The organism is Acinetobacter sp. YH12218 (assembly GCF_013417925.1).
Lineage (GTDB): Bacteria > Pseudomonadota > Gammaproteobacteria > Pseudomonadales > Moraxellaceae > Acinetobacter > Acinetobacter amyesii.
In genome coordinates this window covers 1-11,973 of sequence record NZ_VPDB01000022.1, presented here as the reverse complement: position 1 = coordinate 11,973, position 11,973 = coordinate 1, and the positions used below count along the sequence as shown (strand labels likewise).

10 protein-coding genes are annotated in these 11,973 nt (G+C 40.9%); 4 read left to right on the top strand and 6 right to left on the bottom strand.

Going from position 1 to position 11,973, the window contains the following annotated elements; translation table 11 throughout:
* Window position 1 precedes the first annotated feature (1 nt).
* The 5 genes from FTV03_RS08140 to FTV03_RS08120 form a co-directional block, all read right to left on the bottom strand.
* Window positions 2-775: an enoyl-CoA hydratase gene (locus FTV03_RS08140; RefSeq protein ID WP_180040945.1), complete on the bottom strand. Its 774-nt coding sequence runs from the start codon at window positions 773-775 to the stop codon at window positions 2-4.
* 80 nt (window positions 776-855) lie between these two features.
* Window positions 856-1,983 carry an acyl-CoA dehydrogenase family protein gene (locus FTV03_RS08135; RefSeq protein ID WP_180040943.1) on the bottom strand — a complete coding sequence of 376 codons (1,128 nt, stop codon included), beginning with the start codon at window positions 1,981-1,983 and terminating at the stop codon, window positions 856-858.
* Window positions 1,984-2,103: 120 nt separating this feature from the next.
* A complete protein-coding gene (locus FTV03_RS08130) occupies window positions 2,104-3,759 on the bottom strand; it encodes an AMP-binding protein (RefSeq protein ID WP_180040941.1) in 1,656 nt (551 codons plus the stop codon).
* Window positions 3,760-3,848: 89 nt separating this feature from the next.
* A complete protein-coding gene (gene mmsB, locus FTV03_RS08125) occupies window positions 3,849-4,742 on the bottom strand; it encodes a 3-hydroxyisobutyrate dehydrogenase (protein WP_180040939.1) in 894 nt (297 codons plus the stop codon).
* A 15-nt stretch (window positions 4,743-4,757) separates the two neighbouring features.
* A complete protein-coding gene (locus FTV03_RS08120) occupies window positions 4,758-6,275 on the bottom strand; it encodes a CoA-acylating methylmalonate-semialdehyde dehydrogenase (protein ID WP_180040937.1) in 1,518 nt (505 codons plus the stop codon).
* Between the two features lie 163 nt (window positions 6,276-6,438).
* Here FTV03_RS08120 and FTV03_RS08115 point away from each other — a divergent pair, with 163 nt between their 5' ends.
* Together FTV03_RS08115 and FTV03_RS08110 are read left to right on the top strand one after the other, a co-directional pair.
* Complete coding sequence (locus FTV03_RS08115) at window positions 6,439-7,320, top strand: LysR family transcriptional regulator (RefSeq protein ID WP_218950636.1); 882 nt, start codon at window positions 6,439-6,441, stop codon at window positions 7,318-7,320.
* Window positions 7,321-7,441: 121 nt separating this feature from the next.
* Window positions 7,442-7,600 carry a hypothetical protein gene (locus FTV03_RS08110; protein WP_168379604.1) on the top strand — a complete coding sequence of 53 codons (159 nt, stop codon included), beginning with the start codon at window positions 7,442-7,444 and terminating at the stop codon, window positions 7,598-7,600.
* A gap of 215 nt (window positions 7,601-7,815) precedes the next feature.
* Here FTV03_RS08110 and FTV03_RS08105 read toward each other — a convergent pair whose 3' ends face one another.
* Window positions 7,816-8,631, bottom strand: a complete 816-nt coding sequence (locus FTV03_RS08105; RefSeq protein WP_180040934.1) for a hypothetical protein — start codon at window positions 8,629-8,631, stop codon at window positions 7,816-7,818.
* Window positions 8,632-8,828: 197 nt separating this feature from the next.
* Between FTV03_RS08105 and FTV03_RS08100 the strand changes: the two genes are divergently transcribed.
* A complete protein-coding gene (locus FTV03_RS08100) occupies window positions 8,829-10,253 on the top strand; it encodes a PLP-dependent aminotransferase family protein (protein ID WP_180040972.1) in 1,425 nt (474 codons plus the stop codon).
* Between the two features lie 120 nt (window positions 10,254-10,373).
* Window positions 10,374-11,810 (top strand): amidase, encoded by a 1,437-nt coding sequence (locus FTV03_RS08095; protein ID WP_180040932.1) that lies wholly within the window; start codon window positions 10,374-10,376, stop codon window positions 11,808-11,810.
* The last annotated feature ends 163 nt before the right edge of the window (window positions 11,811-11,973 follow it).

Here is an 11,973-nt window from a genome sequence, read left to right as displayed (position 1 = left end):
TTTAATTGTCTTTAAAATTGGCTTGGCGCTTTTCAACAAATGCTTGCATGCCTTCTTTTTGGTCTTGAGTGGCAAAAATCGAATGGAATGTTCTACGTTCAAAACGTAAACCTTCTTGCAAACTGACTTCAAATGCACGGTTAATTGACTCTTTGATCATCATGGTTGCGACTACAGATTTTTCGGCTATTTTTTCAGCAGCTTTTAAGGTCTTTTCGACCAACTCCTCTTTAGGGAAGACTTGAGCAACTAAACCACTCTGCTCTGCTTCTACTGCGCCCATTTGTCTCGCAGTCAGACACATTTCCATGGCTTTGGCCTTACCTATAGCAAGCGTTAAGCGCTGTGTCCCACCTATCCCTGGGATTACTCCCAATGTCACTTCTGGTAAACCGAATTTTGCATTGTCGGCACAGTAAATAAAGTCACACATGAGCGCTAACTCACAGCCTCCACCTAACGCATAACCACTGACAGCTGCGATTAGAGGTTTACGGCGCTGAGCAATTCGATCTGCCAGATGAAAAAAATCATCCAAATAAATATTTGGAAAACTCAGTTCAGCCATTTCTTTAATATCTGCACCAGCGGCGAAGGCTTTTTCTGAACCTGTAATAACCATACAGCCGATGGCAGGGTCTCGATCTAAATCATCTAAGGCTAAATTAAGGTCTTTAATTAATGTGCTATTCAACGCATTTAAGGCCTGAGGACGATTTAAAGTAATAAGTCCAACACCATTGTTCTTTTCGAGTAGAATCGTTTCAAATTGCATGTAATATCCCTATATTTGTTCAATATTTATAAGTAGGCTTCGTCTGAAGCCTTGTCGTTTTAAATGTCTTAAAGACAACGTTATAAGCTTCGGGCAATCACTAAACGTTGGATATCACTCGTGCCTTCATAGATTTGGCAAATACGTGCATCACGATATATACGCTCTATCGGGAAATCTTTGAGATAACCATAACCACCAAAGACTTGTAATGCTGCGGAGCAAACACGTTCAGCCATTTCAGACGAAAAAAGCTTGGCCATAGACGCTTCATTTAAACAAGGTTGTCCTGCTTCTTTTAAACGTGCCGCGTGATAGACCAATTGGCGTGCAGCTTCTATTTCTGTTGCCATACTTGCCAATCGGAACGCAACTGCCTGATGTTCAAAGATCGGCTTTCCAAAAGTAATACGCTCTTTGGCATATCGGGTTGCTTCTTCTAATGCTGCTCGTGCAAGACCAACCGCTTGCGCCGCTATACCAATACGACCGCCTTCTAGATTTGATAAGGCGATTTTCAAACCTTCACCTTCTTTTCCTAACATCAGGCTTTCATGCACTCGCACGTCTGTGAGTGCAATTTGGCAGGTATCTGAGGCATGTAATCCAAGCTTTTCTTCAGTACGAATCACTTCATAACCAGGTGTTTCTCTTGGGACAATAAAAGCACTCATGCCTTTTTTCCCTGCACTTGGGTCAGTCACAGCAAAGACAATAATGACCCCTGCATTATGTCCCGAGGTAATAAACTGCTTAGCACCATTAATCACCCATTCATTGCCATCTTTTACTGCACGAGTTTTAATGGCAGCAGCATCTGAACCCGTATGTGGCTCAGTTAATGCAAATGCACCGATCATTTTGCCTTGTGCTAAAGGCACTAAATATTTCTGCTTTTGTTCTTCTGTGCCAAATTTAGCAATAGGAACACAGCCTACCGAGTTATGTACACTCATAATGGTTGAGGTTGCCCCATCGGCCGCGGCAATCTCTTCTAAAGCCATAACATAGGCAAGATTACCTGTATCTGAACCACCCCATTCATCTGATACCAACATACCCAATAAACCCAGTTCTCCCATCTGCGCTAATGCCGCTTTGGGAAAGGTACCGTTTTTATCCCATTCAGCCGCTTGAGGTTTAATTTGTTCCTGTGCGAAACTGCGTGCCATGTCCTGAATTAATAATTGTTCTTCGGTAAATTGCATCTTATCTTCCTGTACATCAATCAATTGCTTTCATCCAGTTTGAAAATGACTAGAACTGAATGAAAGCTTGATTTTGATCCTGATTGTTCGGCATTCATTTAGGGTTAATCGTTACGTCATTTAACTTGCATGCTGCGTGGATTGTTTCGCAATCTCTTGATTTCTTAATAAGAAACGCTGAATTTTTCCACTTGGGGTTTTCGGCAGTTCTTGAACAAACTCCACCAATCGTGGATAAGCATGTGCAGATAAGCGCTTTTTCACAAATTGCCCTAGTTGCTCTGCTAACTCTTCTGACGCTGTGACATGCTCAGCTAAAATCACAAAAGCTTTTACAATTTCTGTCCGATCCGGATCAGGTACACCAATGACCGCAGCTTCAATCACTGCATCATGCTCAAGTAAAGCGCTTTCAACATCGAATGGCCCGATACGATAACCTGATGTGGTAATCACATCATCATTACGACCAACGAAGCTCATACTGCCATCTGCGTGTAATTCTGCGGTATCACCCGTGAGGTAATAATGCTTTACAAAGGGTGACTTACGACTTTCTTTATAGCCACCAAACCACATCATCGGTGATTGACTGATATCAACAGCCAGTACTCCTGGCGTTCCTGCATCTAGCTCTTGCCCTTGTTCATCAACAACCGCCACGCGATATCCCGGACTGGCATAACCTGCGACACCTGCGCGAATATCATGTTGTAAACCATGGTGATTACACACCACCATACCAACTTCAGTCTGACCATAATGGTCAAAGATCGGTGCATCTAGGACTTGTTTAAACCAGCGGAACACTTCAGGATTAAGCGGCTCTCCAGCACTACTCACGACTCTAAATTTACCTTTGAGTTTTGCCATTTGTTCAGGATCAGCTGCCATCATCATCCGATACGCTGTCGGTGCGCCTGCAAGGTTCGTCACTTTGTAGTCATCTACGATCTGACACAAACTATCAATGCTAAAACCACCTTCGTAAAAGAGTGTTGCATGTCCAAGTAAAAGTGGCCCAGTAATTCCGTAATACAAACCATAAGCCCAACCCGGATCGGCAATATTCCAAAACGAATCATCTTCACGTAGCCCTACCGCATTTTTCATATATTGACCAAAAGCGATCAAAGCTTTAAGCGGGACTTCTAAGGGCTTTGCAGGACCTGTAGTACCTGAAGTAAACATTAGAAGAAATGGATCATTGATGCTCTGTAGGACGAAGTCGCACGCTGTAGACTGTGCGTTTACTTCATCCCAAAAGTTTAAATCTCCCTGTTGAATCCCTTGACCAGATCGATCTGCAACAGTAACGATTTGGGGACAATGTGCAACTTCATCTAATTTACTACGATTACCCACATCGCTAATCACCAATTTGCTTTGTGCAAGGTGTAAACGATGTTCAATGGCTTTGGGGCCAAAGGCGGTAAATAGCGGTTGATATACAGCACCTATTCGCCAAGACCCTAAAATCACCACAAGTAATTCAACTGTACGGGGTAATAAACCCGATACACGATCACCTTTTTGCACACCCTGTGACTTTAAAAAATTGGCAAATTGGCTTGACCACTGTTGCAGCTCTGCAAAGGTATATTGTTCTTTCCGCCCATCTTTGCCTTGCCAATATAGTGCAACCTTATTTTGATCAATCGCATGACGGTCGCAGCATTCATAACATGCATTTAATTGCTCTAAAGAGCCTGATAACATTTCTTTGGCAGCATAATTTAAGTCAAATGCCTTTGAAACATCTTGATAATTCGACATCTTCTCTACCTCAGTCTCAATTTATTGTTATTCCGACACGAGTGTTTGTATTGTTAGCCATCCCTAGGCCTGATTGGTGTTCAATGCGATTATTCAGCATCCTTAGGTAAATATTGCTGCACGATGCTTGAAAAATCTAAGTGAGCATTACCTTGTAAACACAGCTGTTGATACATTTGCTGAACCAGTCCGCCTAAAATAATCGGCTGTTTGACTTGTCCTGCGGCTTCTACAGCCAGCCCTAAATCTTTCAACATCAACTGCGTTGCAAAACCATCAGTATAGCCACGTCCCGCAGGTGCATTTGCTGAGATACCCGGCCATGGATTACATACATCCGAACTCCAGCAACGTCCACTCGAACTATTCACCACACCCGCTAAGGCTTGAGGATCAATTCCCAGACGCGCACCGAGTGCCATACCTTCAGCAACGGCTGCCATGGAAATACCAAGAATCAAGTTATTGCAAATTTTCGCAATTTGACCTGCACCCACATCACCACAATGCACAATGTTTTTACCCATGTGGCCCAATACCGCTTTGGTTTTTTCAAAGGTTTGATCATCCGAACCGACCATAAAGGTTAATGTACCTGCCTGAGCACCAATAGTTCCGCCTGAAACAGGTGCATCACAGATTTTTATCTGATGTGCAGCACCCGCCTCGGCTATATCCTTAATGGTTTGCGGATCAATGGTACTGCTATCGATACATAAGCTTCCTGCTTTCATTACCGCCAATACACCATTTTCTCCCAAGTACACCTCTTTGACATGCTTGGCAGCAGGCAACATGCTAATCACAACATCTGCTTGTTTCGCTGCATCTTCTGGACTTTGGCAAACGATGCCACCTGCTTCAGTAAAATGCTGAATCGCAATTTCGCTTAAGTCGAAACCGTAAACCGTAAAACCTGCTTTGAGTAGGTTTTGGGCCATTTTTCCGCCCATGTTTCCTAAACCGATAAAGGCAATATTCATCCTTGAACTCCTAAATTAACGTAGGTTAATGGTGGTATTCACTTCACCTTTTTCTTGTGTATCCTCAAACCAACGACTGGTGATGGTTTTGGTTTGTGTATAGAACTGAACTGCTTGCTTACCATATGGACCTAAGTCCCCCAGTTTTGAACCACGCGATCCTGTAAAGCTAAAGAAAGGAACAGGTACAGGAATTGGAATATTGATACCCACTTGACCAATATCGATATCGCCTTGGAATTTACGAGCGACTGCACCACTTTGTGTAAACAGTCCAACACCGTTGCCAAATGGATTGGCATTAATCAATTCAATCGCCTGCTCTAGAGTATCGACATGAATAATGGCTAACACGGGTCCAAAGATCTCTTCGGTATAGATGCGCATATCGGTTGAAACTTGATTAAAAATCGTCGCTCCGACAAAGTTTCCTTGCTCATAGCCAATGACTTGAACATCACGACCATCCAGCAACAGTTCTGCGCCTTGTTCTACACCGCTTTGAATTAAATCCAATACACGTGCTTTTGCGCGAGGTGAAATGACTGGGCCAATATCGGTATTCGGCTCATGCCCTGCATTGACCTTCAGCGTTTTGGCTTTTTCAATCAGTTCATTGACCCATTCTTTACTTTCACCAACCATGACAGCAACCGACAAAGCCATACAACGCTGACCCGCCGCACCAAATGCTGCACCAACGAGAGCATTTAAAGTTTGTTCTTTATTGGCATCTGGCATCACCACCACATGGTTTTTAGCCCCCATCATCGACTGCACACGTTTTCCATGCTGTCCTGCAAGGTTATATACATGTGTACCAACGGCTGTAGAGCCTACAAATGAAATGGCCTTAATAGCTTGATGTGTACATAAACGATCAACAACGTCCTTACCACCATGCACTACATTCAATACGCCTGCTGGAATACCGGCTTCAATCGCAAGTTCAACAAGCATCATAGTCGATAATGGATCTTGTTCAGATGGCTTTAAAACAAAGGTATTTCCACTGACAATGGCCATTGGGAACATCCACAGTGGAATCATCGCAGGAAAGTTAAATGGCGTAATTCCTGCACATACACCCAAAGGTTGTTGCAAGGTATAGGTATCCACACCACGTGCAACACCTTCTATATATTCGCCCATTTGAAGTGTGCCAACCGAACACGCATGCTCAACGACTTCTAAACCACGTTGAATATCACCCTCGGCATCTGCTAGCGTCTTTCCTTGCTCAGCCGTCAGTACACGGGCAATGTCTTTCATATTGCTACGGATCAGATCTTGTAGTTTCAGCATAATGCGCATACGTGCTTGAACGGGTGTTAAGCGCCAAGTTTTAAACGCCTCTTGCGCTGAAGCAATCGCTGCATCCACTTCTTCCATAGTCGCCATTGGTACACGACCTAAAACCTCTTGAGTTGCAGGATTTAGAATGTCTTGCCACTCTGTAGTGTTTGACTCGACAAATTTACCGTTAATTAATAATTTAGCCGTCGCTGACTGAATATTTGACATTGTGTTCATGACCTCTCCATAGGCACTTATTGTTTTGTACTGACTTAGAAAATATCCAAAAGCCTTATATTTATATTTTCCAATTCACTTCAAACTAGCAAAGAAAATTTTGACTACCAATAGAGATTCACGCACGATTGATGTGCAAATATGCACAGGGATGACAATAACAATGAAAGTAGATTGGGATCATTTACAGTATTTTTTGGTTTTGGCTCGTGCGAAAACCCTAACCAATACCGCACGTATTATCGGTGTTGAGCACAGTACGGTTTCTCGACGTATACATGCGCTAGAACTGGCTTTAGGCACGCCATTATTTAAACGTGAAGCCACAGGTTATGAGCTTACCTTAGAAGGTTTGGCACTGGTTCCTCGGGTAGAACAAATGGAACAGGCATTTTTACAAATCGAAAAACCCAACCAACCTATGCAAGGTCGTGTGCGAATTGGCACACCCGAAGGATTTGGAACAGCATTTTTGACACAGCTCTTGGCAGAATTGTCCAAAAAATACCCTCTACTGACTATTGACCTTATTCCAGTGCCGAAAATGATCAAGCTTTCACATCGTGAAGCAGATATTGTTATTTCAATTGATCGGCCGAAATCTGGGCCCTATATCATTACTCGACTAGCAGACTATTGTTTAAAGATTTATGGCAGTAAGGAATACTTAAAAAACACGCAACCCATTCATACCTTAGAAGATTTAAAATCACACACTTTTGTGAACTATATAGATGATTTGGTCTATAGCCCTGAACTGTATTGTTTAGAGCGCTTACCTATTCAGCTCAATGCAAACTTTAGAAGTAGTAGTATTTTGGCACAACAAATTGCCGTGAGTGCGGGTGCAGGATTGGCAATATTGCCCAAGTTTTTGGCCAAGGAAAAACCCGAATTAGAACAGGTCTTGGCGCAAGATGTTCGTTTTGTACATACCTTTTGGATGCTAACCTTAGTCGATTTACAACATGAGCCACGCATTAAATTGGTTTGGGACTTTTTGAGAAAAAGAACCGACCAATATCATAGTTTATTAATGGATTAAGTCAGGATGGCTGCTTCTAAACTATAACTGTTATAGAAATTTAGATGAATGTTGTATCTATGCTTTCAAGTGATATACCCCAATAATCACCTATAACCATTAGGGATTTAGAGTACATCTTATGAGCAATCAAGAGCCTAAAAAACCGCAAAAATATGCAGACAGTGAAATTTCAGATAAGGCCTTTAAACGTGCCATTATTTGGTTCTCAATCTATGTGCTTTTATTCTGTATTGGTGTAGCGTTTGTCGTTGGTGCAGATAATTCTTATCTACCTTAAGCGATAATCTATTCGCTTATTGCAACTCGCTATTGCATGTATATCTTACATTTCATGTTCGCTCATGATCAGTTCATAAAGTATTAATATGATCATTAGGCCAAATAATTTGGTTTTAAATTTAAAAAAAAGCTTGTAAGTCTACATTTACAAGCTTTTTGCATTTTTAAAGTGATCATATCACAGATATAAAATTACTTTCCCATCTGAATAGCTTATGCAGGACTTTGCTTTTTAACTTGGTGCTGTAGATGCGTTTGAATATATTCACCGTAGACCGACATTTTTTCAAAGATGTGTTCTGAATAAAACATGTCTTCTACCAAGACTTGCGCACGGTCAAACTCATATAAACCTAATCGTTGTAAAATTTTCGCATTGATAAACGAAAATTTTTGGCATAAATCGATATATTGCTGATCTTTGTCTTTAAATAGCAGCTTTAACATATTGATTTTATTTAGATCAAAGTCAATCGGTTCAGCTTTATCCGCCAATACATGGATTTCAACATCTAAAAATTCAGCGAGCTGTTTTAATTTTTCTAAGTCGATATCTAGATGTGTAATACAAATGATTTTGGAAACTTTCGGATTACATAAGCTATTGATCAAACTAAAATAGAAGTATTCTGCTGGCGATAGTTGTTCATTATGTAGCTCAATGTAGACATTGAATCCCGATAAAACATCATCAACTTTAAATGCGCTAAGTTTAGCCTCAGCATGATAATAACGATTCAATATCGCAATATTTTCAGGGCTTTGCGGTGCAGCGTAGATCACCTTCTGATTCAAATTCGCTAAGATAAAGGGTGCAAATAAAAAAGCCGCATTTTCAGCCTTGGCATTCATATGCTCCTGACAAATACTGACATAGCCCACTTGCTGTACTTGACGCAAAATTCGACTGCGCAAAAGTACCGCTTCTAAATTAGTATGCTGTTGTTGCAACAGATGCAGCGTTGAATCTGTCAATGGAACATCCACCAGTAAATGTTGTAACAGTTCTAATTCACTGGCTTTAAACATATTCAACTCCCTAACTTCCATACCATTTGACGCCACAAGTGTTGTGGTCAATGCACCTTATAAAAAATTCAAGCTTAAAACTAGATACAGTGAATTTGAAAAAACATATAACAGTACAGACTCATCTGTTATAAAAATATAATGCACAATTAATTTTACTGATATATTTATAACAGAATTTTGTCTAGTTGATGACTATGTATAAATCGGAACAGCTTGCTCAGCACCTACGTCAACTGATTGAAAATGGCACTTTAAAAGCGCACGAAAAGCTCCCGTCTTTGCGTGAACAAGTGCAGTTGTCCGGCTTTAGTTTAATCACAGTCATGAATGCTTATCAGGAGTTAGAATCGCGTGGCTTAATCTATGCACGTGAGAAATCTGGCTACTATGTGGCGCAAGGCTTAGTCGAAATAGAGGCTGAACAAACTCAAATCGTGTCCTTAAACACACCGGTTGAAATTAACTCACTAGTATTTAAGTATTTAAAATCAATACAAGATGAAAAAATCATTCCCTTGGGATCAGCTTTTCCAGCTCAAGACATTGTTTTTTCTAAAAAGTTAACCCAAATCATGGGGCAAATTTCCCGAAATTCCAAAAGTTACGATGCCATTGATAATCTTCCACCTGGTAATTTAGCCCTACGTAAGTTAATTGCACAGCGCTATTGCATGCAAGGCATTGCCACAGATCCAGAGGATATTGTGATTACCTCAGGCTGTATGGATGCACTGAATCTTTCCTTACAGGCAATAGCTTCACCGGGTGACTATATTGTGTTACAGCAAAATATTTTCTATGGCGCCTTGCAAGCTGCAGAGCGCTTAGGCCTTAAAGTGGTGACCTTACCTGAACATCCACAAGACGGTTTTGATTTAACCGCGTTTGAACATATTTTAAAAACTTATCCCGTCAAGATCTGTTGGTTGATGCTGAATTCACATAATCCTGTGGGCTTCACAGTGAGTGATGAAATCAAGCAAAAAATTGCCGTGCTCTTACACCAATATCATGTGCATTTAATTGAGGACGATGTGTATGAAGAAATGCATTATGCGTCCAAGAAACCTGTTTCAATGAAATACTTTGACCAAAATAATATGGTCTTACACTGCTCATCTTTTTCTAAAACGTTAGGTGCTGCATTTCGAGTGGGTTGGGTGCATGCAGGTAAATACTCTCAAGCGATTCAACACTTACAACTCATGAGTACTATTTCCGTCAATACCTTATTGCAAAATGCCTTGGTGGAATTTATTTCAAATTATCATTATGAAAAACATTTACGGGTCTTAAGAAAAAGTCTACAGCAACATAAATTACAGTTTTACCGTTATTTAGAAAGCCGCCTACCGACTGGATGCAAATTACAATATCATCCAAGTGGTTATTTTCTTTGGTTAAAATTACCGGAGAATGTTGAAAGTATGGCAGTCTATGAAGCCTTAATTCAACAGCAGATCGGTGTTGCTCCAGGCCGTTTATTTAACGTATCAGAAGCCAAAACTCAATATATCCGTTTAAATTGTTCCTTTGCATGGAAGGATGAGATTCAACAGGCTTTAGATGCCCTCCTTAGTACAATCTCTGCACTTTCCTCAGATCAGACGAATATTTGACAATTTTTATTGTCATTATTATGCTCAAACAGATATTGTTCAAATACATATATTTGTTGTTGAGATAACAATGAATTCATTCAATATTTACCAAAATTCAAAAAACAAATAGGTTAGTTCATGGAAGATCAAAAACACAGTCAACGCATACATGCCTTTAGTTCGGATGTACTCACAGATCTGGATGCTGTGGGGATTGCACAGCTCATCAAATCTAAAGAAGCCTCCGTGCAAGAAATAACACAAGCGGCCATTGCACGTGCGGAACAAGTCAATCCGCATCTAAATGCCATTGAACTGGACTGTTTTCAACGTGCTTTAGAGAAAAATCAATATGTTGAACATGGTCTATTTGCGGGCGTCCCTTTTTTCTTTAAAGATAATCTAGATTATCAAGGATTGCCATCACGCCATGGTTCAAAGGCCATAGGTTCAAAACCAGCCGATCGTAATCCTCAAATTAGCCAACAAATCTTAGATCAAGGTTTTGTCGTATTAGGAAAATCTAAGCTCCCTGAATTTGGTCTAAATGCCAGTACCGAATATAAAGATGGCTCAGCCACCTATAACCCTTGGAATCTAAGTTATTCCTGCGGCGCGTCTTCTGGCGGTTCTGCAGCTCTCGTTGCAGCCGGTGTAGTGCCAATTGCCCATGCCAATGATGGCGGTGGTTCGATTCGAATCCCTGCTGCATGTTGCGGTTTGATTGGATTAAAGCCTAGCCGTAGCCGTACGTATGACAGTGATGCAGCAGGCTCTCTTCCGATTAATATCATCAGTGAAGGTGTCCTAACCCGTAGCATACGAGATACTGCTCATTTCTATGCAGGAATGGAGTCAAGTTATTACAATAAAAAGTTGCCACGCATAGGCATGATTCATGGGCCTTCTAAACGTCGACTACGCATAGGCTTAGTCCCGCAATCGATTACAGGGCAAATAGATAGCGAAACAACTGCAACCTTAATGCATAGCGCAGCACTCATGGAAAAATTAGGTCATCATGTTGAAGAACTTCAGTTACCTTTTTCCTTAAGCTTTGTTGAAGATTTCAGTGAATATTGGGGGATGTTGTCCTTTTTACTGAGTACCTTTGGCAAGAAAATCTTTGGCGCTGACTTTAATCCAAAAGAGTTAGATCACTTAACCGTTGGTTTATCGAAGTTGTATAAAAAGAACTTTTATAAAACCCCGTTATTTCTGTATCGATTAAAAAAAATGCAGCAACAATATCGTGAAATCTTTAAGCATTACGATGTGTTGCTATCACCTGTACTTGCACATACCACACCTAAAATCGGCTATTTGTCACCTCAATTACCGTTTGACCAGTTATTTGAACGTATACAGAACTATGTGACTTTTACACCCATCCAAAATGTTGTTGGTGCTCCAGCCATGTCGATTCCTATGGGAGAAACGCAAAACGATGGACTACCGATCAGTATGCAAATTTCAGCCGATGTCGGTGATGAAAAAACCTTGATCGAACTGGCATATGAAATTGAAGAAGCTCAGCCATGGCGACGTATTCAGGATGTGCCTCGAACTGCTTAACAGCCCAATCAAAGGTTTAAAAAAGGGAGCTGATTGGCCACTGCTGTCCCACAATTTTTCACAAGAGGAAGCTCATTTGAGCTTCCTCTTGTTTTATGGGTATTTTATCGGGTGAAAATAAAGCTTTTAAAGTTCTTCTTTCAAACAAATTCACTTGAATTAT

Excerpts from the sequence above, each read along its gene's own strand:
- FTV03_RS08140 (WP_180040945.1), bottom strand. The coding sequence starts at position 775 with ATGCAATTTGAAACGATTCTACTCGAAAAGAACAATGGTGTTGGACTT.
- FTV03_RS08100 (WP_180040972.1), top strand. The coding sequence starts at position 8,829 with ATGTATAAATCGGAACAGCTTGCTCAGCACCTACGTCAACTGATTGAA.
- FTV03_RS08130 (WP_180040941.1), bottom strand. The coding sequence starts at position 3,759 with ATGTCGAATTATCAAGATGTTTCAAAGGCATTTGACTTAAATTATGCT.
- FTV03_RS08135 (WP_180040943.1), bottom strand. The coding sequence starts at position 1,983 with ATGCAATTTACCGAAGAACAATTATTAATTCAGGACATGGCACGCAGT.
- FTV03_RS08110 (WP_168379604.1), top strand. The coding sequence starts at position 7,442 with ATGAGCAATCAAGAGCCTAAAAAACCGCAAAAATATGCAGACAGTGAA.
- FTV03_RS08115 (WP_218950636.1), top strand. The coding sequence starts at position 6,439 with ATGAAAGTAGATTGGGATCATTTACAGTATTTTTTGGTTTTGGCTCGT.
- FTV03_RS08105 (WP_180040934.1), bottom strand. The coding sequence starts at position 8,631 with ATGTTTAAAGCCAGTGAATTAGAACTGTTACAACATTTACTGGTGGAT.
- FTV03_RS08120 (WP_180040937.1), bottom strand. The coding sequence starts at position 6,275 with ATGAACACAATGTCAAATATTCAGTCAGCGACGGCTAAATTATTAATT.
- mmsB (WP_180040939.1), bottom strand. The coding sequence starts at position 4,742 with ATGAATATTGCCTTTATCGGTTTAGGAAACATGGGCGGAAAAATGGCC.
- FTV03_RS08095 (WP_180040932.1), top strand. The coding sequence starts at position 10,374 with ATGGAAGATCAAAAACACAGTCAACGCATACATGCCTTTAGTTCGGAT.